The organism is Streptomyces sp. NPDC092952 (assembly GCF_044754785.1).
Taxonomy (GTDB): Bacteria; Actinomycetota; Actinomycetes; order Streptomycetales; family Streptomycetaceae; genus Streptomyces.
Genome location: NZ_JBIVPT010000003.1, coordinates 593,971 through 616,751, shown reverse-complemented (window position 1 = coordinate 616,751; position 22,781 = coordinate 593,971). Strand labels below are relative to the sequence as shown.

Genomic DNA, 22,781 nt, shown 5'->3' with positions numbered 1-22,781 from the left:
CGGTACTGTCGGCCATGCCGGAGAGCAGTGCGCACCCGCCCCGTCTCGCCCATCGCCATGTCAGGCGTCGCTACGCAGAGGAGTACCCGGTGAGCCAGCCGGAGATGCAGCCCGAGGGGCCGCCCCGCAACGAGCCCGGTCCGGGCTCCGGCTCACGGGGCCGGGACGATCGGGGCCGGGACGATCGGGGCCGGAGCGAACGGGACGACCGGGGCCGGGCGGTTCGGGGAGGCCGGGGGCGGCGCGGGGACCTGACCGCCGCGCCGTTCCCGCTCGGCGACTGGAGCGAGCCCTCCGACCGCCTCGACGAGGTCTACCGCTGGGTCGAGGCCGACGCGCTGCGCACCGCCGAGTGGTATCTGGGCGACCGGGTGCGCAAGCGCCGGGCGGCCAGGACGCTGCGGATGGGCACCGCGCTCGGGGCGGTGGCGGGCGCCGCGCTGCCGCTGCTCGATCTGACCGGGGCGATGCGCGGGGTGGCGGGCTGGGGCTATCTGTCGCTGCTGCTGGGCGCCGCGTGCATGGCCTGCGACCGGTACTTCGGGCTCACCTCGGGCTGGATAAGGAATCTCGCCACCGCCCAGGCCGTGCAACGGCGTCTCCAGGTGCTCCAGTTCGACTGGGCGTCGGAGTGCGTGCGGGAGATGCTCGGGCCGACCGAGGGGACGGCCAGCGAGGCGGCGGAGCGGTGCCTGGGGGTGCTGCGGCGGTTCTCGGAGGACGTCGCGGAGCTGGTGCGCACGGAGACGGCGGACTGGATGGTGGAGTTCCGGGCCGGCCCCGCGCCGATGGGGATGCAGGCCCTGTCGTCGAACGCCGGGAGCACCGCGCGCCCGGACCCGGGGACGCTGTCCGGGCGGTTCCCGCTGCAGACGCTGGCCCGGCCGAACATGCCGCGCCAGCGCCCGCCGGAGTCCCCCCGCTGACACCCCGGGGCCTCTCCGGCCCCCGGGCCCGCAGGCCTATCCGAAGACGATCATCGAGCCCTGGGCCAGGCTCCGGGTCGCCGCCGCGTGCAGCCCGAGCCAGACGTGCCGCTCGCGGGCGAACGGGCCGTCGTCGTACGGCGTCGACGCGGACGGCTCCTCCAGGGAGGTCGGCGCGGCGGGCGGCAGCGGCGCGGCCGGCGGGTTCGCCGGGTCGATGCCGATGGCCGGGGCGACGAACTCCAGCTCCCTCAGCAGCCCGTGCGAGGAGCCGAGCGGGCCGCCGCCCTCCAGCAGGTCGTCGGCGGCGAGCGGGGCGGCGAAGTCCAGCGGGACGTACGCCCCGGCGTGGTCGTAGTGCCACACCAGGTGGGACTGGCGGGCCGCCTCCTCGAACATCTCCAGCAACTGCTCGTAGTCGCTGCCGAGTTCACCGACCGGGGTGACGGCCAGTCCGCTGAGCTGGAGCAGGTGGGCGCGGCGCAGGCAGTGCAGCGCGTCGTAGTCGAACCCCGCGACGGGGGCCACTTCGCCGGTCAGGCCCGGCATGTAGGCGTACACCGGGACGGACGGCAGTCCGGCCTCGCCCAACGCCCTGTCGTAGGCGGCGATCTCTTCGGCGAACGGGTTGTCGGGGCTGTGGCACAGCACATCGACGAGGGGGACCAGCCACAGGTCACAGGCCACGAGGTCTCGCTCTCCCACGGGTGCGCATCGGAATGTTCGGGATGGTCGGGACAGCGTAATGCGGTGCGCGCGCCACGCACAGTGGCCCCGCGCCTCCGCGCCCCCGCGTGCTACCGGTTCTCCGTCGCGAGCCGGTCCGCCCAGCCCAGCGCATGGTTCTGGTAGTCGTCCAGCACGGTCCGCACCGCGCCGGGGTCGCCGATCGTGATCGCCGCGACCAGGTCCTCGTGCCCGTTCCAGAGCGCGTCCCGGTCACCGGTGTCGCGGCGCAGGTACGGCACCGCGAACACCCAGGCCTGTACGCGGAGTCGGTGCAGGAACTCGTTGATGTACGCGTTGCCCACGAGGGCGCCCAGCTCGCGCCAGAACCGCAGGTCGTAGCCGATGAGGATGTCCAGGTCGCCGCCGCGGGCCGCCCGCGCTGCCTCCTGGGCCCGGCGGCGCACGGCGACCAGGCGGTCCAGGTACGCCGAGGGGGGCACGACCGGGGCCCCGCCGCCGAAGTAGACGCTGCGGACCACGCCGTCGATGACCAGGCTGCGGGCCTCGACCAGGGACCGGTAGTCGGCGACGGTGAACTCCCGCACCCGGAAGCCCCGGTGCTGGTCCGTCTCCAGGAGCCCCTGGGCGGAGAGGTCGAAGAGCGCCTCGCGCACGGGGGTCGCCGACACCCCGTACTGATCGGCGATCTGCTTGACCGTGAACTCCCGCCCCGGCTGGAGCCGTCCGGCGAGGACCTCGTCACGGAGCGCGTCCGCGATCTGCTGCCGCAGTGTGCTGCGGGTCACAGCTCCGCTCGCGCGCATGGCGCCCCTCCCCGTTCCTGTTGCCTGCGGTCACCTTAATCGAGGGCCGCCATGCCCGTATCCGGGCAGAAGGGGCACCTGGGCGGTGCCGGAGGGACGGGGAGGGGCGCCATCACGTCACGAAGGGTGCGTCACGGAGTGCGTCACGCGGTGTGCTCGTCGGCCACCGAGAGCGCGGCGTCGAGGGCGGCGAGGCCCTCCTTCGCCTCGGCCTCGGTGACGTTGCAGGCGGGCACGGCGTGGGTGCGGTTCATGTTGATGAAGGGCCACAGGCCGTTCTTCTTGGCCGCCGCGCCGAAGGCCGCCATCGGCGCGTTGGCCTCGCCCGTCGCGTTGTACGGGACCAGTGGCTCGTGGGTCTCCTTGTTGCGGACCAGGTCGAGCGCCCAGAACGCGCCGAGGCCGCGGACCTCGCCGACGGACGGGTGGCGCTCGGCGAGTTCGCGCAGACCGGGGCCGAGGACCGTCTCGCCGATGCGGGCGGCGTTCTCGACGACCTTCTCGTCCTCCATCACCCGAATGGTGGCGACGGCGGCGGCGCAGGCCAGCGGGTGGCCGGAGTACGTCAGTCCGCCCGGGTAGGGGCGGGTGTCGAACGTCGCGGCGATCTCGGCGGAGATCGCGACGCCGCCGAGCGGCACGTAACCGGAGTTGACGCCCTTGGCGAAGGTCATCAGGTCGGGCACCACGTCGAAGTGCTCGGCGGCGAACCACTTGCCGGTGCGGCCGAAGCCGGCCATGACCTCGTCGAGGATGAAGACGATGCCGTACCGGTCGCAGATCTCGCGGACGCCCTTGAGGTAGCCGGGCGGCGGGGTCATGATGCCCGCGGTGCCGGGGATGGTCTCCAGGATGATCGCGGCGATGTTGGCGGCGCCCTCGTAGGCGAGGGTGTCCTCCAGGTGCTGGAGGGCGCGGGCGCACTCCTCGGCCTCGGTCTCGGCGTAGAACGGCGAGCGGTAGAGGAACGGCGCCCAGAAGCGGACGACGCCCGCCGAGCCGTTGTCGGACGGCCAGCGGCGCGGGTCACCGGTCAGGTTGATCGCGGTGGAGGTGGCGCCGTGGTACGAGCGGTACGCGGAGAGGACCTTCGTGCGGCCGGTGTGCAGCCGGGCCATCCGGACGGCGTTCTCGACGGCCTCGGCGCCGCCGTTGGTGAAGAAGATCTTGTCCAGGTCGCCGGGGGTGCGCTCGGCGATGAGGCGTGCGGCCTCGGAGCGCGCCTCGATCGCGAACGCGGGGGCGAAGGTGGCGAGCTTGCCCGCCTGCTCCTGGATCGCGGCGACGACGGTGGGGTGCTGGTAGCCGATGTTGGTGTAGACGAGGCCGCTGGTGAAGTCGAGGTAGCGGTTACCGTCGTAGTCCCAGAAGTACGCCCCCTCGGCGCCGGCGACGGCGAGCGGGTCGATCAGGCCCTGGGCGGACCAGGAGTGGAACACGTGCGCTCGGTCGGCGGCCTTGACGGCCGCACCGGCGGCGGGGTCGACATGAGGGGTCATGCGGCGAGCGTAGGCCGTACCGGGAGCGTCCCGACATGACCACCTTGTATGGCGTGGGGCGTTCCGCTGTGCAGGGTGTCGGGTCGCCGGAAGTGCTTCCGGTGGTTCCGGAACCGCAACCGCTCCGGGCACGCCCCGCGTGCATCCCTATGATCGTGCGGGCATCGGGTGGGCCAGACCGGGCCCGGACGGGCAGAGTGCCGATTCCTGGGGGAAGGACGTGTCAGCGTCAATGCAGAGCCTGACACCGCAAGATCCGCGCACCATCGGCGCCTACCGGCTGCTGGGGCGGCTCGGCGCCGGAGGCATGGGCCAGGTCTATCTGGCCCGGTCCGAGCGGGGCCGGACCGTCGCGATCAAGCTGGTCCGCGGTGAACTGGCCGAGAAGCAGGAGTTCCGGGACCGCTTCCGCCAGGAGGTGCGGGCCGCCCGCCAGGTCGGTTCCGCGTGGACGGCCCCGGTGCTGGACGCGGACACGGAGGCCGCCGTGCCGTGGGTCGCCACGGGGTACGTCGCCGGGCCCTCGCTGCACGCCACGGTGACCGGCCGCCCGCGCGTCGCGGGGGCGCCCTCGGGGGCGTACGGTCCGCTGCCGGAGCGCTCGGTGCACATCCTGGGGTCCGGGCTCGCCCACGCCCTCGGGGCCATCCACGCGGCGGGGCTGATCCACCGCGATCTGAAGCCCTCCAACATCCTGCTGACGATCGACGGGCCGCGCGTCATCGACTTCGGCATAGCCCGCGCCTTCGACACCGCCACCGACGGCGGGGTCACCCGCACCGGTGCCCTGGTCGGTTCGCCCGGGTTCATGGCGCCGGAGCAGGTGCGCGGCGAGCGGGTGACCCCGGCGTGCGACGTGTTCTGCCTCGGCACGGTGCTGGCGTACGCCTCGACCGGCCGGCTCCCGTTCGGTACGGGCGACAGCCGGGTGCACGCGCAGATGTTCCGGATCGCGCAGGAGGACCCGGATCTGACCGGGGTCCCGGTGGACCTCGTCGACCTGGTGCGGGACTGCCTGCACAAGGACCCGGCCGCCCGCCCGACGACCGAAGCGATCCTGGACCGGCTGGCGGACGCCGACCCCGCCGAGCCGTGGCTTCCGGGCGCGCTCATCGCCCAACTCGGCCGTCACGCCGTCGAGTTGCTGGACTCCGAGGATCCGGAGGACCCTGAGGAGTCCGCGCAGGATGCACAGGCCGGCCGGGCCGCGGGACCCGGGGAAGCCGGGGCCCGCGAGGAGTCCGAGGGCCCGGAGGATCTGTCGGGCTTCCCCGGGGAGCGGTCCCGGGAGCACCCCCGGACGACCCCGCCCCCCGGCTACGGCCCGGCCCCCGGCCACGGCTACCCGCAGCAGACCCCCGTCCCGACCCCGGCCCCCGGCTATGGTTACCCGCCGCGGACCCCGGCCCCCGGCTACGGCTATCCGCCGCCCGCCCAGCCGCACCCCGGCGAGGGTTTCGGCGCCCCGCAGCCCCCCACCGGGTACGGCTACCCGCCGCAGCACCAGCAGGCGCCGTACCCGCACACCGGTTTCGGGCCCACGCCCCCCTTCGGCCCCACCCACCCCGGCAACCCCCACCCCGAGCCCGGACCGGCCCGCCGCGGCAAGGGCTCGACCATCGCGCTCGTCGTCGTCGCCGTGCTCGTGGCGATCGGCGCGGGCGGCTCGGTCTACACGCTCATGAACGAGGAGCCGACGGACCACCACCGCCCCGACCGCTCCACCACCGCCCCGACCTCCCCGGACGCGGGCGGCCCGGCCCCGTCCCCGGGTGCGGACGGGAAGAACGGCGACGGCGCCGTCCCCACCGGCTACCTCGGCACCTGGACCGGCACCATCGACAACCCGGCCGGGCGCTCCACCCGGAAACTCGTCATCCAGCAGGGCTCGGTCGGCCAGGCCGTCCTGACCCTCACCGCCGAGGGCCCGCTCGACAACGGCAACACGTACCGCTGCGTCTTCCGGGCCAACCTCGCCGCGGAGCCCGCCGAGGGCGGCCCGGTCAGGGTGGGTCCGTCCGAGGTCGAGTCGGGCAAGCCGATGACGTCCTGCACCGCCGGCGGCGCCACCACACTGACCCTGCACCCGAACGGCACCCTGACCCGCGAGAACAGCGCCAGCGGCGACCGGCTCACCTACACCAAGGGGGGCTGACCTCGCGGCCCCACGCCCTCAGTTCAGTATCGCCGTGGCCGTGCTGAGCAGCAGCAACGCGTGGACGAACCTGCCGGGAGCGGTGGGCGGGAAGTACCACGACACCGGCCAGGTACGGCCGTGGAGAGCCGGAACCGGTACGTAGCTGACCCGGCCGGGCGCCGCGTTCAGCACCACGGCCCCGTCCGGCCATGCCTTGCCCTCGGTGCTCCCGGCCGGGACGAGGAAGTACACCGACCGTTTACCGCTGGCCTCGGCCACCACCGGGCCGGGCTCACCGCCCGTGACCGCCTCCATCATCAGGGCGAGCCGACGCCCTTCGTCCCCGTCGAAGCGCACGGCGTCGAATTGGACTCCTGTTTTGCGCAGTTGAAATCCGGAGTATGGAATCCACCCGAATCCGACCGCACTTTTCGTTGCATTCACAGGACCAGTCTTCCCCTGACTGGCTAGCGTTTCCTCAGGCCACACAGAGGCGTCGCACACTCGTTGACCTGCGCGAACTCCTCTGAATTCCAGTCGAGTCGGGCTGATTCGAGTAGTGACCGGTTGAGACCGGTTGAGTCGAAAGGGGATCGCACATGGCGCGAGCGGAGAACAAGGAAACGGCCAGTGTCATGGCCAGGATCGTCGCCGACATGGCCCGTGATCTGCGCACCGGACGGGGCTGGACGCAGACCCGGCTGGGCGAGGAGCTCGGCTACTCCGCAGCAGCCGTGAGCGCGATGGAGACCTGCGCCCAGCCCGCCAGCGACGAGATGCTGGTGGGGCTGGACCAGGTGTTCCACGAGGAGACGAAATTCTTCAACCGCTGCCGCCGGTACATGCGGTTGGAGACCTACCCGGAGCAGTTCAAGAACTACGCACTGCTGGAGCAGGAGGCGGTGATGCTCCAGCTGTACGCCGGGTTCGTGATCCACGGACTCTTCCAGACAGAGGCATACGCACGGGCCTTGATCGGGGGCGGCTTTCCACCGTTGCCCCACGAGCGCGTGGAAGAACTGGTCAGCGCCCGGATGGCGCGCAAAGCCCTGTTCGACCGGGACCCGGCGGCTCTGATCGAGATCGTCCTGGAGGAATCGACTCTCAGGCGGACCATCGGCAGCAAAGAGATCATGTGCGAACAGTTGCTGTACTTGGCCGAGTGCGCGCAGCGACGCAACGTCACCCTTCAGGTGTTGCCCATGGACTGCGGAGTGAGTGGCGAACACGCGGGTGACCGAGGCGACATTAATCTGATCGAGACTCCGGATCACACTCGCCTGCTCTTCCTTGAGGTCCAAGGCGAGAGTCTGCTGATCAGCGATCCTGCCAAGGTGAGCGCTCGCTCTCAGTGCTGTGCGAAGATTCGGGCACAGGCTCTGGATCCTCGTGAATCGCTGGGCCTGATCGCGCGGTTGGCAGGAGTAGAGGAATGAGTAAGCCCCTCCGGTGGTTCAAGTCCAGCTACAGCGACAGCAGCGGCGGCAATTGCGTCGAGGTGGCCTTCGACTGGCACAAGTCCTCGTACAGCGCGGCCAACGGTGGTGACTGCGTCGAGGTGGCCACTTGCCCGCACGCCGTCCACGTCCGGGACTCCAAGGTGACCGACGGGCCCGCCTTCACCGTGGCTCCCGGGGCCTGGGCCGCGTTCCTCACCTGGGCGGACTGAGCGAACCGGACAGAACGGAACGGTTCGCGGGGTCGGGATCGGTGATCCGGACCCCGGCACCGCAAATGTGTGCGACCTGTGGACGTACATGTCATACCCTGCGTGCGTGGGGTCGCGTCCCGTCTCTTGTCGACGGATGCCTCGGCCCCCCTCTTACCGTGGGGGTAATTCATTTTGCGTACGCGCAGAATCTCGACCGCGACCACGCTCGCGGTCCTCTTCAGCTCAGTGGTTCTGGTCGGCGGGGCGGCGAATCCGGCCGCCGCCGACTCCAGCAGGACCATTCCCGTCTCGTCCGTGGGCGATGTCGTCGCGGACGGCGTGCACCACCGGGTCTTCATCAGTGACCCGGTCACCGGCAAGGTCCTCGCCACCGACTACAGCGGCAACGTGGTCGGCACCATCCCGTCGCTGCCCGGCGTGAAGGGTCTCGAACTCTCCGCCGACTCCGGCACGCTGTACGCCGGTGTGCCCGGCGCCGACGCCATCGCCGTGATCGACACCGCCGCGCTGGTGGAGTCCGCCCGGTACGCGACCGGTGAGAACACCAAGCCCGCCTATCCGGCGCTGGCGGGCGGCAAGCTCTGGTTCGGCTACGGCGCGGCGACCGAGGGCAACATCGGCTCGGTCGACCTGTCCGGCGAGGAGCCCGTCGTCGCCCTGGACCAGGACCCGGACCGTACCTGGTACGCGGCGCCGACCCTGGCGTCCACGCCGGGCGCCCCGAACACCCTGGCCGCCGGGATCGAGGGGCAGAGCCCCGTCCAGATCGCCGTGTACGACGTCGCCTCGGGTACGGCCGCGCGCACCGCGCAGACCCGCACCGACGGGAGCAACCTGCGTGACCTGGCGCTGACGCCGGACGGTTCGCAGGTCGTGGTGGCCAGCGGGTACCCGTACAACCACCAGTCGTACAAGACCTCGGACCTGACGCCGGGGATCGCCTACCCGTCCAACTCGTACCCCAACGCCGTGGACATCGCGCCGGACGGCACGGTGGCGGCGGGCATCGACGGCATTTACAGCCCGGACGTGTACGTCTACAAGCAGGACTCCACCAAGGCGATCCGGACGTACGACTTCCCCAACACCGGGAACACCAGCGGTGCGGACACGCTGGCCTCGGCCGGGCTCGCCTGGGCACCGGACAACAGCCGGTTGTTCGCGGTCACCGAGAACAGCTACGGCGTCCGCTCGCTGCGGGTGCTGACCGAGGCGATGAAGTCGCCGACGACGGTCACGGTCAAGGCTCCGGAGAAGTCGGCGCTGAACAAGAAGCTGACCGTCACCGGCAAGGCCGGCTCGGCGAGCCCCTTCCCGGCCGGCGCGAAGGCCACGGTCACCCGCACCGACGTCGAGTCGCCCAAGGGCAAGGCGCTGCCCGCCGTGGCGCTGAAGTCGGACGGCAGCTTCTCGTTCACCGACACCCCGACCGCGGGCGGCCAGGTCACGTACAAGGTGACGTACGCGGGCGACGCGACCCACTCCGCGGGCTCCGGCTCCGCGAAGGTCGCGGTGCCCAGGACGGTGCCCTCGCTGACCCTGAACCACAACAAGGCGTTGTACTCGTACGGTGCCAACGTGACGTTCACCGCGCACCTCGGCAAGACGTACAAGAACCGCACCGTCGAGCTGTGGGCGGACCCGTTCGGCGCGGACAAGCCGAACAGGCTGCTGAAGACCGGCAAGGTCAACTCCAAGGGCAACCTGTCCGCCGTCATCGCCATGACCCGGGACACCACCGTCACCGCGGTCTTCAAGGGTGACGGCCGGTACGCGGGCAAGACGGTCAAGTCGACCTCGTACGCGAAGGTGAAGGTCTCGACCTCCATCTCCAAGCAGTACAAGACGGCGAAGATCGGCAACACGTCGTACAAGTACTTCCACAAGAAGACCGACCCGGTCTTCACGACGTCGATGACGTACTACAAGAACCGCGCCCACAAGCTGTCGCTCCAGCTGAACTACCAGGGCAAGTGGTACGACGCGGGCTCGGACTACTTCAAGCTCGGCACCAATGGGAAGACCATCATCACGCTGAAGGGCACCCATGAGACGGGGTACCGGATGCGTATGCGGGTTTCCTACATCAACGGCAGCTCGGGCGACTCGGTGAACTCCACCACGCACAGCTCCTGGCAGTACTTCTACTTCACCAAGTAGAAGTACGGCGGAACGTCGTTCGACCGCGGGGCCGGGTGATCCACCCGGCCCCGCACCCGTCCGTCCGGCCCGTTTACAGATACGGGCGGGTGATCAGCTCGATCGCGTGGCCGGCGGGGTCCTTGAAGTACACGCCCCGGCCGCCGTGCTCGTTGTTGATCTCGCCCGAGCGGCGCATCTGCGGGTCGGCCCAGTGCTCGATCCCGCGCTCGCACAGCCGCTGATACGCGCGATCGAACAGCTCGTCGTCGAGCAGGAACGCGTAGTGCTGCATCTGGATCTCCACCGGCGGTTCGGCGAACTGCAGCAGGACACCGTCGTCGAACCGGACATTGGTGAACGGGCCCCAGGACGGCGCCTCCGAGAGTTCGAGCAGCTCACGGAAGAACCGGGCCGACTCGTTGCGGTCCTTGGAAGCGATGATGGTGTGGTTGAACGTGGCTGTCATTCGGCTGACCTCGTTGGTGTTCGACGCGGAATATGGAGAGGGACTCGCGATGCGCGAGTGCCGGGAGGTCCGCGTGCGGAACCGAGGGGGTGCGTTCTCCGCACCCGCTGGGGGATCAGCCCTCCACCGGGTGGCCCATCCGTGCGTGGCGTAGTGCCGGTCCGGTGTTCACGTCGAGTGACCCTACGCGAGCGAGCCGGCCACAACAACAGCGTTGTGCCCAGCGGATGTTGACGGGTGCGGCAGCGTAGAACCGGCGGGCGGGGCGGCCCGTAGACTCACCTCCATGTCCGACCCGGCCTCCGACCCCCGCCTGCGGTCCTTGGCCGACCGCCTGCGGCCGGGGGCCGTGAGAACGGTGGAGGTCGTCGGGTTCGACGGAGCGGACGTTCTGGTGCGGCTCGTGGACGCCGAAGGGGAGGCGGCCGAGATCGGCCGGATTCCTCAACACGAAGCGTCGATGCGCCGGACGGGGCACCCGTCCGAGCTGTTCGAGGTGGGCCAGGAGATCAGCGCCGAAGAGATCGGGCGCTGGCAGGAAGGGCAGCTTCATCTCTCCGCCAAAGCATGCGAGATTCCGGCCCTGCGGTCCTTCCTCCTCGCACTCTCCCCCGGGCAGGTCGTCACCGGCACGGTCGCCTCGGTGCACAACTTCGGGGTCTTCGTCCACGTCGACGGCGAACCGGACGGTCTGTGCACCGGCTTCATCCGGGTGCCGGACCTGACGTGGGGGTGGATCACCCACCCCTCCGAGGCAGTCGAAGCCGGCCGGCGGATCGCCGCCGAGGTGGTCATCGCGGAGACACGCTCCGGACAGGTCATGCTCTCCCTGAAGGCCCTGAAGGAAGACCCACTCATCCGGTTCGCGGATCAGCTCGGCCGCGTCCTCACCGGAACGGTCGCCAGGATCGTTCCCTTCGGTGTGTTCGTGCGGCTCGCCCCCGACGTGATGGGGTTCCTCCACCTCTCCGAGCTGACCGCCGAGCCGGACCGGACCCCGGAGCAGTTCGTCGACGAGGGCGAGCCGATCACCGTGGAGGTCACCGAGGTCGATCTCCCGCGTCACCGGGTACGGCTCGCCCTCGTCGACGGGGCCGACAGAAGCTGAGACGTCATCTCGTCCGATATGGCGGCACCTTGGAAGAGCCGGGTGTCACGGATACGCTGCCGCTCCATGGTCACCAGCGGCGGAACCAAGGGGTACGAGCTCTCGACGGACCCGGATCGGCTCGATGTGGAACGGGTGCACCGTTGGCTCTCGACGGACGCGTTCTGGGCCCTGGGACGCAGCCGGAAGACGGTCGAGGACGCGGTGCGCGGCTCGCTGAACTTCGGCATCTACGACGCCGACGGCACCCAGGCCGCCTACGCCCGTGTGGTCACCGACCGCGCCACCTTCGCCTGGCTCTGCGATGTCTACGTCGCCCCGGACCATCGTGGCAGGGGGCTCGGGACGTGGCTTGCGACAGCGGTCCGCGACCACCTCGCCCCCTATCGGCTCAAGCGCATCCTCCTCACCACCCTCGACGCGCACGCGGTCTACGCGAAGGCCGGATTCATCGCCGTGCCGGACCCGGAGACCTTCATGACCCTCAGCGCCGAGCAGTGAGAGGGAGTGCCTGGCGGGCGCCTCGACGGGCGCCCGCACGCAGTTCTTGTGTGTTCGGCTTCACCACCTGAAGAGGGCGGCGAACCGCAGGGGCCCGGATCTGGCCGCCACCGAAGGCCTCCGGCGAGCGTTCCTGCTGCGCAGCGCGCTGCTCGACCAGGAAGCCCCGCTGCACGCGCACGCCCGCCGCTACCTCGCCCCCGCAGCATCGTTGAGCCCCCGGACCGGCCGCGGGGCCCGCAGCCACCGTGCCGGTCAGCCCAGCAGTGCCCGGAGCCGTTCCGCCTGGCGCGCGGCCGTGCCGGGCGGGTTCCTGGGCCGTTCAGGATCGTCGAACGAGAGAATGAACGTCCAGGTCAGAGCGAGCAGACGGCGGCACTCCCGCAACCGGGACCACTCGTCGGCGGTGAGCTCGAAACAGTCGAGGAAGGAAGCCGCGTCGAAGCCTCCGTCGATCCAGCCGGAGACATGCTCGGTGATCTCCGCGAGTTCGAAGGGGCGGTCGCTCCGGCCGGAGTCCTCGAAGTCGACCACCCCGACCCGGGACGTGGTCCCGTCCCAGAGGTAGTTGGCGAGATTCCCGTCGCCGGGCCCGAACACGGGCGGGCCGGACGTGCCGGGGCCCGCTGCCCGACCCGGGCGGTCCAGCCAGGCCATGCCCTCGTCCAGGGCCGCACGCACCGCATCCCCGGCCGCCGGGCCCGGCCCCCGCCCGTGCCAGTCGCGCAACCGCACGGCCAGCCCGGCCCAGTGGCCCGGCCGGACCGGGACCCGGGCGAGGCGCTCGCCCGGGACCGCTCCGTACAACGCGTCAAGAGTCTTCGCCATCGCCGCCGTCCGCGCCCCGTCCACCGGGCTCCCCCGCAGCGGAACCCCCGGGATCCGGGACATCACCACCATCGGTGGATCGGCGTCGCGGTCCACGGCCACCGGTACGGGGGCCAGGCCCGGGGCGTGGGCGTCCAGCAGGGTCAGCGCCCGCCACTCGCGGTCGAGAAGCGCATGGGCGTCCCCCTTCGCGTACCGCTTCGTCACGAGATCGCCGCGCATCTCGATCACGTGGGTGCTCCACCGTTCAGCAGCAGTCATGCCGCCGATCCTGCCAAGTCCCGGGCAGGGTGCGTGTGTACGTCAGAGCAGCGGCTTGACCGACATCAGCAGGTGCTGGTGGGACGTCTCCCGGTCCGGGGATTCCCGGTCCGGGGTCCGGCCGGTGACCATCGCGCGCTGGCCGGGGCCCATCAGCCCGAACCTGATCACCGGGGCGTCGAACGAACCCAGGGCGTCCATCAGGTAGGCCGGGTTGAAGGCGACCGTCAGCTCACCGGCACCGCCCCACACGGCGGGCAGGCGCTGGGAAGCCACGTCGTCGTCGAAGCCCGCCTGGAGCAGGGCCGAATCGCCGGAGAAGGTGAAGTGGAGCGGACTGCCTCCGTCCGCGACGACGGCGACCCGCTTCACGGCCGCGAGCAGCGGCACCCGCTCCATCTCGGCGGTTGCCGCGCCGGTCAGCGCGAACAGCTTGTCGTGGCGCGGCAGCCGGCCGTCGAACAGGCGCACCGTCGTCCGCGTACCGGCCTGCTCGAAGCCGGCCGAACCACCGTCCAGCGCGAGCCGGACCGGGCTGGACGGGCTGAGCGAGCGGGCGATCTCGGTGAGCCTGCGGGCCGGGACCACGACATCGGCGAGAACCCCGTCCCGGCCGGGCTTCCAGGCGAGGGTGCGCACCGCGAACCGGTAGCGGTCCGTGGCGGCCAGGGTCATCGCGTCACCGTCCAGCGCCAGCCGGATGCCGGTGAGGGTCGGCAGCGCGTCGTCCCGGCCCGCCGCCACCGCCACCTGGGAGACGGCCGCCGCGAACTCCGCCGCGTCCACCTCGCCGAGCGCCTCCGGCACCGGCGGCGGGGCCGGGTAGTCGTCGAGCGGCAGCACCGAGAGGCCGAAACGCGCACCCCCTCCGGTCAACGAGAACCGCGAGCCCTCCACCGCGCACTCCACCACCTGCTCGGGCAGCACCCGGCAGATGTCGAACAGGCGGCGGCCCAGCACCAGAACCCGACCGGGCAGTACGGTCTCCGCCTCCACCTCGATACGGGCGGAGGCCTCGTAGTCCAGCCCCGAGACACGCAACCGGCCGTCTGCCGCCTCCAGCAGCAGGCCGCCCAGCACCGGAACGGGTGAACGCGTGGGCAGCACCCGGGCGGCCCAGGCCACGGCATCGGTCAAGGTGGCGCGGTCAATGCGGAACTCCATGGTGCGGCTTCTCCCGGTCGGCTCGGCTCGCGTACGCGAAGGCGTGGCCCGACCCTAGAAGTCGGCACTGACAACGGAGAGATGAAGAGAGAACGGCTGCGGCCGACGACAGCGGCCACCCCCGTAAGCCGCGGCCGTCGCCCCCCCAACCCCTCCCCCAAGGGGTGTGCCGCAACCGTGTTCGGACTTTAAGTCTTCGGGTAGATGGCCGAAAGCTTCAATTCGCACGGTGTGGACCGCTGCGGGTATCAGCACGCACAATCAAACCGGCAGCCTTGATTCCGCTTAACCGTGGGACGGTCACAGGCAGCCGCCGCCGGCCGATCGTTTCGGCCGGCGGCTCCGGAGCCGGATCCGGACAGACGTTCGACTGAACGTTCAGGTGGATGGAGGATGTGTGCGCGCGCGGGAACGGGCCGATGACGTCATGCGGATGCACCGGCTGGCCCGGTCGGGCGGCTCGCGGGAACTCCTGCACTGGGTGTCCGGCCGGGCGGCGGGCTGGGCCGGGCTGCTCGACGGGGACGGCACCGTGCTGCACGCCGTGGACCGGGGCACGGACGGTACGGGCACCGCTGCGGCCGCGCTGGCGGGCGCGTACGCCAAGGACATCGCGGGGCTCGACGCGCGCGCCTTCTCCTTCGACCACGAGCAGCACACCGCCCTGCTCCTCCCGCTGGACGGACCGGACGGCTCCGCCGGGCCGATCCTCGCCGTGGTCGCGTCGAGCCCGCCGCCGAACGGGCTGGCCCGGCTGCTCTCCGACGTGGCGACGCCGCTCGCCCTGTGCTGGACGGCGGAGGAGGTGGAGAGCAAGCGGCGCCGCGTCGAACTCGCGGAGTCCCGCAGCCGGGAGGCGGTGCTGCACCTGCTCATGACGGGTCAGCTGTCGATAGCGCACCAGGTGGCGGGCGCCCTCAGACCCCCGCTGCCGGACCCGGTCCGGGTGTACGTCGTGGAGTGCGCGAACGGGCGCCGGGACGAGGTGGCCCGGATCTGCACGGAGCTGTCCGGCGGCCGGTCCTGGATCGTCCGCTGCCCGGTCTACGCCCGCCACCTGATCCTGATCGTCCCGACGGACACGGGTGTGGGCGCGGACTCCGGCCCCGGCACGGACGCGGATGCCGCCGAACTCCGGCTCGGGCTGCGGGTGGCCGAGGCGGTGCCCGAATGCGTCGTCGGCATCAGCGCGGACCTGCCGCTGCCCGACACCGCGACCGGCTACCGCCAGGCCTTCCACGCACTGGCCGTGGCCCGCACCCTGCCGGACCGGCACTCCCGTTTCGGTTCGACGCCCGACCCGGCGGTGGCCACCGGGGCGGCCGGGGCGCAGTGGGCCGACCAGTTGCTGCACCCGCTGCTGGCCCATCTGCCGCGGCGCGCCCAGGACCCGGGCAGCCAGGAGCTCTCGGCGACGCTGGCCTCCTGGCTCGCCTTCTCCTCGCACGCGACCCACCATCTGAAGATCCACCGCAACACCCTGGCCGCCCGGCTCCGGCTCATCGGCGAACTGCTCGGGCTCGACCTGAACCGGGTCGGCGACCAGGCCACCCTCGACCTGGCCCTCCGTATCCGCGCCACCCCCACCGAGCCCCGCGCCCCCCACCGACCCGGCGAACGGACACCGGGCGGAACACCGCCCGACCTCGACGAGCTCCTGCACGCCCCCGCCGTACGGGAGTGGGCCGCCCAGCAGCTGCGCCCGCTCACCGGCGGTCCCGGGACGCCCCGGAACACCGCCGACCCGCTCGACACCCTCCGGGTCTGGCTGCGCCACGAGGCCCAGCTAGCCCCGGCCGCCGAGGCTCTGGGCATCTCCGTACCAGGGATGCGCAAGCGCCTCACCCGGCTCGAATCCGTACTGGGCCGCTCGCTGCTCCAGGCGCCCAGCGCCCGCTACGACCTCTGGCTCGCCCTCCGGTCCCTGGACACCCCGGACGGCTGAACCACCGCCCCGGAAAAACCGAGAAGGGGCGCGCCCGGCCGAAGCCGGACACGCCCCCGTCGGGTGGGGTCGCGCGTACCCAGGGGGTACGGGGGTCAGCAGCTCAGGTTGTTGCCGGGCGTGGTGCCGAGGATCGCCACGAACGCCTTGTAGCGGTCGATGCGGCTCTGGACCTGGGCGGGGTTGCCGCCGTTGCACTCCAGAGTGCCGTTGATGGAGCGGATGGTCTCGCCGAACCCGGCCCCGTTCAACATGGCCTGATGGGCGGTCATGGTGCCCGGGCCGTTCTGGGTGTTCCAGTACCAGAGGCCGGTCTGCCAGGCGACCGAGGCGTTCTGCTCGACCAGGTAAGGGTTGTTCAGCAGATCGATGCCGAGCGCGTCACCGGCCGCCTTGTAGTTGAAGTTCCAGCTGAGCTGGATCGGGCCGCGGCCGTAGTAGGCGGCCTGGCCGGCCGGGCAGCCGTAGGGCTGGGAGGCGTCGCAGTAGTGCGGGTAGTTGGACGTGTTCTGCTCGACCACGTACACCAGGCCGCCCGTCTCGTGGCTGACGTTGGCGAGGAACGCCGCCGCCTCCTGGCGCTTGACGGTGTCGCTGCCGGTGTTCGCGAAGGCCGGGTAGGCGCTCAGCGCCGCGGTCAGCCCGCTGTACGTGTAGAACGGGTTCCGGCTCGGGAACATCTGGTTGAACTGCGCCTCGCTGACGACGAAGCCGGACGGGTCCGGGTTGCCCGGGTCCGTACCGCCACCGCCGCAACCGCCCTGGTCGGCCCAGACGTCGGAGCTGCCGGGGGTCTCGTTCTGGGTCCACCACTTGGCGGACCAGTTGTGCCCGTTGTACGAGGCCGTCATGCCGCCGGTGTAGACGGAGGAGGAGTTCCAGGGTGCCGCGCAGTCGGCCGCCGCGGCGGTGGTCGCGGGAAGCGCGACGACCAGTGCGACGACCGCTCCCAGCGCTGCCAGCAGGCCCATGATGCGTCTGATCATGCGATCACTACTCCTTCGGTGCGGCACAACGGACCGGCGGGCCGAACGGTGCGCCGCGAGAGGGGGGTTGACGGCCACTGAAGCGTCGCTGGTCTGAACCTGTCAAGGTCTGGACCATTAGGGAAACTGTTCGCAACGAGACGCCCACGCCTCTCCCCGCGCGATGTTTCGCACCGCTATCCACTGCCTCAACAGGGGTAATTCCGGAGGGCGTTCGTCCGGAACGGCGGGCACGACACGGACGGACCCGAAGGTAAAACCTCCGGGCCCGTCCAGCATGCGGGACGGCATCCCTCGACAAATGGACGCCGACGACCTGCGGTCAGCAGCCCAGCCGGGAGCCCGGGGCGGCGCCGAGGACGCCGGTGATCCGTTCGTACCCGGCGACCCGGGCCGCGACCGAGGCGGGATTGCCGCCGTCGCACTCCAGGGCGCCGTTGAGCGAGCGGATCGTCTCGCCGAATCCGGCACCGCCGACCATCGCCTCGTGCGAGGTCATGGTGCCGGGGCCGTTCTGGGTGTTCCAATACCAGAGCGCGGTCTGCCAGGCGACGGACGGGTCCCGCTCGACCAGCCAGGGGTCGTTCAGGAGGTCGAGTCCGAGCGCGTCACCGGCCGCCTTGTAGTTGAAGTTCCAGCTGAACATGATGGGGCCCCGGCCGTAGTACGCCTTCTGCCCGGCGGGGCAGCCGTAGGGCCGGCTGTAGTCGCACTTGCGCCAGTAGTTGTCCTCGTTGATCTCCTTCACGTACCGGAGCCCGACCGACTCGAAGTCCGCATGCGTGAGGAAGGCCGCGGCCTCCTGGGCACGGGTGGTGGGGGTGCCGGTGTTGGCGAAGCGCGGGTAGGCGTGCAGGGCGTCGATCAGGCCCTGGTACGTGTAGAAGGGGTTGCGGTCCGGGAAGATCGCGTCGAACTGCGCCTCGCTGACGACGAAGTCCGAGACCCCTCCGACGCAGGCCCCCTGGTCGGCCCAGACGCCCGTGGCGCCCGGATTCTCGTTCTGCGTCCACCACTTGGCGGTCCAGTTGCGGCCGTGGTGGGAGACCGTACCGCCCTGGGTGTAGGCCGTCGTGGAGTTCCACAACGGTGCGCACCGGGCGGCCGGTTCGGCGGCGGACGCGGTGGTGGCGGACGCGGTGGTGGCGGAGGCGGAGGCGGGGAGGAAGGCCGTTGCGGCGATGACGGAACTCAGCACGACCAGGAGGCTCTTGATGCGTTTCAGCGCTGCTCACTCCTTCGGCGGGGCACGCCGAGCACCTCAGCGGGCCGTCGGGACGTCCCGCCACTCAAGCCCCGCTGGTCTGGACCTGTCAAGGTCCAGACCATTGGGGCTCTCGTGCTCCGGAGGGAGTCCTGGTCAGGTGACGTTCACCTTCACGACGGGCGACATCGTCTTGCCGTGGGCCACGCGCAGTTGCTGCTCACCCTTGTGGTGGAGCTTCACGTGCACGGCGTAGACACCGCCGTGCCGGACGGTCGCGCTGGCGTGCAGGGGGGTCCACTTGCCGTTGCTGTTGAGGTGGCGCACCCCGAGCCTGCTACCGGTCTTGATGTCCATCGTCTTCCCGGAGATGACGACGCTCCCGCCGGCCTTGACCGAGGTGGGCTTGGCGTGGGCGGTGATGGAGGCCGTCTTGGTCGGGGTCGGTGTCGCGGCGGCGACCGTCGCCGGATGGACCGTCGGTACGGTCGACGGGGCCGCGATCGCCGCGCCCGCGCCACCGGCGAGCATGGCCGCGCAGACCGCTCCGACCGCCGCCGCCCGGCCGCGCATCCGGAGGCCCTTCTTCGTGGAGACCTTCGCGTTCATGTGTGTTCACCTCGCGCTGTGTGCCTTCCGGCGCTCCGGTGCGCCGTTGCCTCCAGGGTGCGCGGCGGTCGGTGAGGCGAACGTGTACTCCGGATGTGAGTACTGACATGTTCAGGATCCGGGCGCGTCCGGCGGGGCCGCCTCCTCCCGGCCCGGGGTGTCCGGGGTCTCCGTGTCCGGGGGCCGCCCGTCCGGGGCCGGTGGTTCGGGATCCGGTGTTCCCGGGCCCGTCAGTGGCAGGTCCAGCCGGACCCGTGCGCCGCCTCCCGGGGCGTTGTCCGCGGTGGCGGTGCCGCCGTGCGCCTGCGCGATGGACCGGACGATGGCCAGCCCCAGGCCCGCGCCGCCGCCGTCGCGGCTGCGGGCGGCGTCGGCGCGCCGGAACCGCTCGAAGGCCAGGGGCAGGAAGGCCCGCGGAAACCCCGGGCCGCGGTCGCGGACCTCGATCACGGCACGGGCCTCGGCCCCCGTACCGAGGACGGTGAGCCCCACGTCGACCTCGCTGCCCCGGGGGGCGTAGCGCAGGGCGTTGTCGAGGAGGTTGTCGACGGCCTGCCGCAGCCGGTCGGGGTCGGCGACCATCGCGACGGGCCCGTCGGCGCGCAGCCGGATCCGTACGTCGCGGGGCGCGGCCCGGGAGGCGGCGGCCCGTACCGCCTGGGCCAGCAGCCCGGCCGGGTCCATCGGCTCGGGCCGCACCACCGGCCGCCCCTCGTCGGTGCGGCTCAGCAGCAGCAGATCCTCGGAGAGCCGGATGAGCCGGTCGGTGTCCTGGGCGGCGGCGGCCACCGCGGCGGCCAGCTCCTCCCGGGTGCGGCCGGGCTGCGCCGCCAGCTCCAGCTCGGCCTTGAGCGCGGTCAGCGGGGTGCGCAGCTCGTGGCCCGCGTCGGCGGCGAACCCGCGCTGCCGGGCCAGGGCGTCGGCCAGCCGGTCCAGCACGTCGTTCATGGTGACCGCGAGGGTGGCGATCTCGTCGCGGGTGGCGGGCACGGGCAGCCGCGCCCCGGTGTCCTGCCCGGTGATCTCCGCGAGCCGGCCGCTCATCCGGTGCACCGGGCGCAGCGCCGAACCGGCCAGCCAGTACGCGGCGAGCCCGGCGGCGAGCACGGCGGGCGGTCCGCCGATCAGCAGCGCGTTCCGGGTGTGCGCGGTCGCGGTGTCCACGAGCCGGGTGGAGGCGCCGACCAGGACGACGACGTCGTGGCCCGCGTTGGTGGCCGGGACGGCGAGCATCCGGTACTCCTGGCCCTGCACGGAGGTGGTGAACCAGACCTCCTTCCGGTTCCCGGCCGCGGCCTGTGCCGGGTCGGCCAGCGGGGTGCGGCCCGCGCCGTCGGTGTAGGCGAGCAGCCGGCCGTCCGGGGCGAGCACCTGGGCGACCTTCTCCGCCCCGGCGCCCGTGTCGTGGTCCTGGTCGGCGTCGTGCGCGGAGGGCGGCGGCAGCGGCGGGAGCGGGCCCGCCACATCCAGCCGGACCGCCTCGGCGTCGGCCTGGGCGCGCAGGGTCTCGGCCAGGGAGGCGTCGAGGCCGGTGCTCAGGCGGCTCAGGAAGAGGAGTCCGGCGGCGGCGATGACCAGGGCGGTGCCGAGGGCGAAGACCAGGGCGAGCCGCAGACGCAGCGGCATGCCGCTCAGCCGCCCCGTACGGCCCCGGCCCGCAGCCGGTAGCCCGCGCCCCGGACCGTCTCCAGGTGGGACGGCTCGTCCGGCCGGTCGACCTTGCGGCGCAGGTACGCCACGTACTGGTCGACGACGTTGGAGACCCCGTCGAGGGGGAAGTCCCAGACGTGTTCCAGGATGCGGGTGCGGGTCAGTACGTCACCGGGGTTGCGCAGGAAGAGTTCCAGCAGCGCGAACTCCTTGGGCGACAGGTTCAGCTCCCGCTCGCCCCGCCAGACCCGGCGGCTCGCCGGGTCCAGACGCAGATCGCCCACGGTGATCATGGCCGGTCTCGGGTGGGCGCCCCGGCGCACGAGGGCCCGGAGCCGGGCGAACAGCTCGGCGAAGCTGAACGGTTTGGCGAGGTAGTCGTCGGCCCCGGCGTCCAGGCCGTGCACCCGCTCGCCGACCGAGCCGAGGGCGGTGAGCACCAGGACGGGGGACCAGCAGCCGTCCGCCCGCAGCCGGCGGCAGACCTCGAAGCCGTCGAAGCCGGGCAGCATCACGTCCAGGACGATCAGGTCGTAGGGCACCCCGGCGGCCTGCCGGACGGCCTCCGGCCCGTCCGCGGCCACGTCGACCGCGTACCCCTCCTCCGTGAGGCCGCGGCGCAGCAGCTCCGCCGTGCGGACCTCGTCCTCCACCACCAGCACCCGCATGTCTCCACGGTAGGAGCACCGAGGGGCCGCCACATGTCGTGGCGGCCCCTCGGAGGGTCTTCCAGGTACTTCTAGAGGAAGGAGTTGATCTCGATGGTCTCGGTGCGGCCGGGGCCGACGCCGATCGCGGAGATCGGGGCGCCGGACATCTCCTCCAGCACCTTCACGTACGCCTGCGCGTTCTTCGGCAGGTCGGAGAAGGTCTTGGCCTTCGTGATGTCCTCGGACCAGCCCGGCAGCATCTCGTAGACCGGCTTCGCGTGGTGGAAGTCCGTCTGGCTGTAGGGCAGCTCCTCGACGCGCTTGCCGTCGATCTCGTACGCCACGCAGACCGGGATCTGCTCCCAGCCGGTCAGCACGTCCAGCTTGGTGAGGAAGAAGTCCGTGAGGCCGTTGACCCGGGTCGCGTACCGGGCGATGACCGCGTCGAACCAGCCGCAGCGGCGGTCACGGCCGGTGGTGACACCGCGCTCGCCACCGATCCGGCGCAGCGCCTCGCCGTCCTCGTCGTGCAGCTCCGTCGGGAACGGACCGGCGCCGACGCGGGTGGTGTACGCCTTGAGGATGCCGATGACCCGGTTGATCTTCGTCGGGCCGACCCCGGCGCCGGTGCAGGCGCCGCCCGCGGTCGGGTTCGAGGAGGTGACGAACGGGTACGTGCCGTGGTCGACGTCGAGCAGCGTGCCCTGACCGCCCTCGAAGAGGACGACCTTCCCGGCGTCGATCGCGTCGTTGAGGATCAGCGTCGTGTCGGCGACGTAGGGCTTGATCTGCTCCGCGTACTGGAGCATCTCCTCGACGATCTTCCCGGACTCGATCGCGCGCCGGTTGAAGACCTTGGCGAGCAGCTGGTTCTTCTGCTCCAGAGCCGCCTCGACCTTCTGCTCCAGGATCGACTCGTCGTAGAGGTCCTGGACGCGGATGCCCACGCGGTTGATCTTGTCGGCGTAGGTCGGGCCGATGCCGCGGCCGGTCGTACCGATCTTCCGCTTCCCGAGGAACCGTTCCGTCACCTTGTCCATCGTGACGTTGTACGGGGTGATCAAATGGGCGTTGCCGCTGATCAGAAGCTTGGACGTGTCCACGCCGCGGTCGTTCAGCCCACTCAGCTCGGAGAGCAGGACGGCCGGGTCGACGACGACACCGTTTCCGATGACCGGGGTACAACCCGGTGAAAGGATTCCGGAGGGGAGGAGATGCAGTGCGTACTTCTGGTCACCGACCACCACCGTGTGGCCGGCGTTGTTGCCGCCTTGGTAGCGCACCACGTAGTCCACGGATCCACCGAGGAGGTCGGTGGCCTTTCCCTTGCCCTCGTCACCCCACTGAGCACCGAGCAGCACAAGTGCGGGCACAGGCGTACACCCCTTCCGGGCGGGGCATGTCCAAGGTCAGGGGGCGTACGTGAACGTCGTACATGCCGTACGACGATGTACGACACGGCCTGAACCGTCGAACCGGTTGCCCCGGAATAGACGAAGCCCCTGGCGCAATAGCGCAAGGGGCTCTTGCACCAAGATGC

The 22,781-nt window shown here is 71.3% G+C and carries 21 protein-coding genes; 8 read left to right on the top strand and 13 right to left on the bottom strand.

What is annotated here, in order from left to right:
* Positions 1–89: 89 nt before the first annotated feature.
* Positions 90–926 (top strand): SLATT domain-containing protein, encoded by an 837-nt coding sequence (locus tag ACIQGQ_RS10665; RefSeq protein WP_402393222.1) that lies wholly within the window; start codon positions 90–92, stop codon positions 924–926.
* Positions 927–962: 36 nt separating this feature from the next.
* On the opposite strand, the gene ACIQGQ_RS10660 is transcribed toward ACIQGQ_RS10665, so the two are convergent.
* The 3 genes from ACIQGQ_RS10660 to ACIQGQ_RS10650 all read right to left on the bottom strand — a co-directional run bounded on the left by ACIQGQ_RS10660 (position 963) and on the right by ACIQGQ_RS10650 (position 3,918).
* Positions 963–1,613: a hypothetical protein gene (locus ACIQGQ_RS10660; protein ID WP_366289164.1), complete on the bottom strand. Its 651-nt coding sequence runs from the start codon at positions 1,611–1,613 to the stop codon at positions 963–965.
* Between the two features lie 110 nt (positions 1,614–1,723).
* Positions 1,724–2,419: a GntR family transcriptional regulator gene (locus ACIQGQ_RS10655; protein ID WP_402393220.1), complete on the bottom strand. Its 696-nt coding sequence runs from the start codon at positions 2,417–2,419 to the stop codon at positions 1,724–1,726.
* A gap of 143 nt (positions 2,420–2,562) precedes the next feature.
* Positions 2,563–3,918 (bottom strand): aspartate aminotransferase family protein, encoded by a 1,356-nt coding sequence (locus ACIQGQ_RS10650; RefSeq protein WP_366289049.1) that lies wholly within the window; start codon positions 3,916–3,918, stop codon positions 2,563–2,565.
* A 232-nt stretch (positions 3,919–4,150) separates the two neighbouring features.
* On the opposite strand from ACIQGQ_RS10650, the gene ACIQGQ_RS10645 reads away from it, so the two are divergent.
* Entirely contained in the window at positions 4,151–6,073 is a 1,923-nt protein-coding gene (locus ACIQGQ_RS10645; protein WP_402393217.1) for a protein kinase, read from the top strand.
* 18 nt (positions 6,074–6,091) lie between these two features.
* On the opposite strand, the gene ACIQGQ_RS10640 is transcribed toward ACIQGQ_RS10645, so the two are convergent.
* Positions 6,092–6,499 carry a hypothetical protein gene (locus ACIQGQ_RS10640; protein ID WP_402393215.1) on the bottom strand — a complete coding sequence of 136 codons (408 nt, stop codon included), beginning with the start codon at positions 6,497–6,499 and terminating at the stop codon, positions 6,092–6,094.
* A 155-nt stretch (positions 6,500–6,654) separates the two neighbouring features.
* Between ACIQGQ_RS10640 and ACIQGQ_RS10635 the strand changes: the two genes are divergently transcribed.
* The 3 genes from ACIQGQ_RS10635 to ACIQGQ_RS10625 all read left to right on the top strand — a co-directional run bounded on the left by ACIQGQ_RS10635 (position 6,655) and on the right by ACIQGQ_RS10625 (position 9,887).
* The gene (locus tag ACIQGQ_RS10635; RefSeq protein WP_402393212.1) at positions 6,655–7,491 is read left to right on the top strand and encodes a helix-turn-helix domain-containing protein; all 837 of its coding nucleotides are present in this window, start codon (positions 6,655–6,657) and stop codon (positions 7,489–7,491) included.
* Complete coding sequence (locus ACIQGQ_RS10630; protein WP_402393209.1) at positions 7,488–7,724, top strand: DUF397 domain-containing protein; 237 nt, start codon at positions 7,488–7,490, stop codon at positions 7,722–7,724. Before ACIQGQ_RS10635 ends, ACIQGQ_RS10630 begins: the two co-directional genes overlap by 4 nt.
* 174 nt (positions 7,725–7,898) lie before the next feature.
* Positions 7,899–9,887: an Ig-like domain repeat protein gene (locus tag ACIQGQ_RS10625; protein WP_402393207.1), complete on the top strand. Its 1,989-nt coding sequence runs from the start codon at positions 7,899–7,901 to the stop codon at positions 9,885–9,887.
* 73 nt (positions 9,888–9,960) lie between these two features.
* Here ACIQGQ_RS10625 and ACIQGQ_RS10620 read toward each other — a convergent pair whose 3' ends face one another.
* Entirely contained in the window at positions 9,961–10,335 is a 375-nt protein-coding gene (locus tag ACIQGQ_RS10620; RefSeq protein WP_402393204.1) for a VOC family protein, read from the bottom strand.
* Positions 10,336–10,621: 286 nt separating this feature from the next.
* On the opposite strand from ACIQGQ_RS10620, the gene ACIQGQ_RS10615 reads away from it, so the two are divergent.
* Both ACIQGQ_RS10615 and ACIQGQ_RS10610 read left to right on the top strand, forming a co-directional pair.
* On the top strand, positions 10,622–11,443 hold the full coding sequence (locus ACIQGQ_RS10615) for a S1 RNA-binding domain-containing protein (protein ID WP_402393202.1): 822 nt from the start codon (positions 10,622–10,624) through the stop codon (positions 11,441–11,443).
* A gap of 66 nt (positions 11,444–11,509) precedes the next feature.
* A complete protein-coding gene (locus ACIQGQ_RS10610; protein WP_402393199.1) occupies positions 11,510–11,944 on the top strand; it encodes a GNAT family N-acetyltransferase in 435 nt (144 codons plus the stop codon).
* 255 nt (positions 11,945–12,199) lie between these two features.
* Here ACIQGQ_RS10610 and ACIQGQ_RS10605 read toward each other — a convergent pair whose 3' ends face one another.
* A complete protein-coding gene (locus tag ACIQGQ_RS10605; protein ID WP_402393197.1) occupies positions 12,200–13,033 on the bottom strand; it encodes a phosphotransferase family protein in 834 nt (277 codons plus the stop codon).
* A 42-nt stretch (positions 13,034–13,075) separates the two neighbouring features.
* Complete coding sequence (dnaN, locus tag ACIQGQ_RS10600) at positions 13,076–14,197, bottom strand: DNA polymerase III subunit beta (protein ID WP_402393195.1); 1,122 nt, start codon at positions 14,195–14,197, stop codon at positions 13,076–13,078.
* 433 nt (positions 14,198–14,630) lie between these two features.
* Between dnaN and ACIQGQ_RS10595 the strand changes: the two genes are divergently transcribed.
* The gene (locus ACIQGQ_RS10595) at positions 14,631–16,142 is read left to right on the top strand and encodes a helix-turn-helix domain-containing protein (protein WP_402393460.1); all 1,512 of its coding nucleotides are present in this window, start codon (positions 14,631–14,633) and stop codon (positions 16,140–16,142) included.
* A gap of 95 nt (positions 16,143–16,237) precedes the next feature.
* Here ACIQGQ_RS10595 and ACIQGQ_RS10590 read toward each other — a convergent pair whose 3' ends face one another.
* The 6 genes from ACIQGQ_RS10590 to ACIQGQ_RS10565 all read right to left on the bottom strand — a co-directional run bounded on the left by ACIQGQ_RS10590 (position 16,238) and on the right by ACIQGQ_RS10565 (position 22,614).
* Positions 16,238–17,128, bottom strand: coding sequence for a glycoside hydrolase family 19 protein (locus ACIQGQ_RS10590; protein WP_402393193.1), 891 nt, complete (start codon positions 17,126–17,128; stop codon positions 16,238–16,240).
* 322 nt (positions 17,129–17,450) lie between these two features.
* Positions 17,451–18,353, bottom strand: coding sequence for a glycoside hydrolase family 19 protein (locus ACIQGQ_RS10585; RefSeq protein ID WP_402393458.1), 903 nt, complete (start codon positions 18,351–18,353; stop codon positions 17,451–17,453).
* A 135-nt stretch (positions 18,354–18,488) separates the two neighbouring features.
* Entirely contained in the window at positions 18,489–18,941 is a 453-nt protein-coding gene (locus ACIQGQ_RS10580; RefSeq protein WP_402393190.1) for a hypothetical protein, read from the bottom strand.
* Between the two features lie 111 nt (positions 18,942–19,052).
* The gene (locus ACIQGQ_RS10575; protein WP_402393187.1) at positions 19,053–20,567 is read right to left on the bottom strand and encodes an ATP-binding protein; all 1,515 of its coding nucleotides are present in this window, start codon (positions 20,565–20,567) and stop codon (positions 19,053–19,055) included.
* Between the two features lie 5 nt (positions 20,568–20,572).
* Positions 20,573–21,259: a response regulator transcription factor gene (locus tag ACIQGQ_RS10570; RefSeq protein ID WP_402393185.1), complete on the bottom strand. Its 687-nt coding sequence runs from the start codon at positions 21,257–21,259 to the stop codon at positions 20,573–20,575.
* Between the two features lie 71 nt (positions 21,260–21,330).
* The gene (locus ACIQGQ_RS10565) at positions 21,331–22,614 is read right to left on the bottom strand and encodes an adenylosuccinate synthase (RefSeq protein ID WP_402393182.1); all 1,284 of its coding nucleotides are present in this window, start codon (positions 22,612–22,614) and stop codon (positions 21,331–21,333) included.
* Between the last annotated feature and the right edge of the window lie 167 nt (positions 22,615–22,781).